The following is a 1,381-nucleotide window of genomic DNA, read 5'->3' on the forward strand; positions in this document are numbered from 1 at the left end:
GCCCAGCCCGCCGGGCAGGAGTTCGACGGCGTGCGCCACTACCGCCGCGGCGACGGCCTGCGCCAGATCGTCTGGAAGAAGGTCGCGCAGACCGGCGAGCTGGTCAGCCGCGACGGCCGCGGCGAAGGCCGGCGCGAGGTCTGGCTGGACTGGGCCGACACGGGCGGCGACACCGAACGCCGGCTGTCGCGGCTGGCGGCCTGGGTGCAGGCCTGCGAACAGGCCGGCCGGCCCTGGGGGCTGCGCCTGCCCGGCCGCGAACTCGCGCCCGGCGGCGGCGACACGCAGCGCCGCGCCGCGCTCGACCTGCTGGCGGGCTGGCCCGGATGAGCCCGCCGCCGCGCACGACGCGCGAAGCGCGCGACACGCTGTTCCTGCTGGCCGTCATCGGCTGGACGCTGCTGCCGCACGCCGCCCACGTGGCCGTGTGGTGCAGCGTGCTGGCCGGCGTGATCCTCGTCTGGCGGGCCTGGCTGGCGGTGGGCAACCGGCCGCTGCCGGGGCACTGGGTGCGGGTCGGCCTGCTGCTGCTGGCCGGCGCGCTGACCTTCTGGAGCGAGCGCACGCTGCTGGGCAAGGAGGCCGGCGTCACGCTGCTCGTCGTGCTGATGACGCTGAAGACGCTGGAGCTGCGTGCGCGGCGCGACGCGCTGGTCGTCTTCTTCCTCGGCTTCTTCGTCGTGCTGACGAACTTCCTGTACTCGCAGAGCCTGCTGGTGGCGGCGTCGATGCTGCTGTCGGTGTGGGGGCTGCTGGCGGCGCTGGTGCTGGCGCACATGCCGGTGGGCCGGCCGCCGCTGGCGCGCGCCGGGGCGCTGGCGGCGCGCGCGGCGCTGCTCGGCGCGCCGGTGATGGTGGCGCTGTTCCTGCTGTTCCCGCGCATCGGCCCGCTGTGGGGCGTGCCCAACGACGCCGCCGGGCGCACCGGGCTGTCGGGCACGATGCGCCTGGGCGGCGTCGCCGAGGTGGCCAACGACGACTCGATCGCGCTGCGCGTGCGCTTCGACGGCGCGGTGCCGCCGCCGGACGCGATGTACTTCCGCGGCCCGGTGCTCGGCCGCTTCGACGGCCTGGACTGGAACCGCGTGCCCGAGCGCTTCGGCGCCGCCGGCGAGCCGCAGCTGCTCGGCGCCCCGCTGCGCTACGAGATGACGCTCGAGCCCAGCCGGCTGGCGATGCTGCCGCTGCTGGAGATCACGCCGGCGCGCGACGGGGCCGCGCCGCGGCTGGAAGGCTGGAGCCCGCGGCTGCGCGCCGACCTGCAGTGGCAGCTCGACCGCCCGCTGACCGACCGCGTGCGTTTCAGCGCCGCGGCCTGGCCGGCCCACCGCCACGGCCCGCGCAGCGCGGTGCCGCAGCTGGCCGACTGGCTGGGCCTGCC

2 protein-coding genes are annotated in these 1,381 nt (G+C 76.9%); both read left to right on the plus strand.

Annotated elements, in window-relative coordinates:
* The coding region (locus tag RBXJA2T_RS12080) for a DUF58 domain-containing protein (RefSeq protein WP_009857663.1) at positions 1-330 on the plus strand (330 nt) is incomplete at its 5' end.
* The coding region (locus RBXJA2T_RS12085) for a TgpA N-terminal domain-containing protein (RefSeq protein ID WP_009857664.1) at positions 327-1,381 on the plus strand (1,055 nt) is incomplete at its 3' end. The genes RBXJA2T_RS12080 and RBXJA2T_RS12085, both read left to right, overlap by 4 nt.

The organism is Rubrivivax benzoatilyticus JA2 = ATCC BAA-35 (assembly GCF_000190375.1).
Lineage (GTDB): Bacteria > Pseudomonadota > Gammaproteobacteria > Burkholderiales > Burkholderiaceae_C > Rubrivivax > Rubrivivax benzoatilyticus.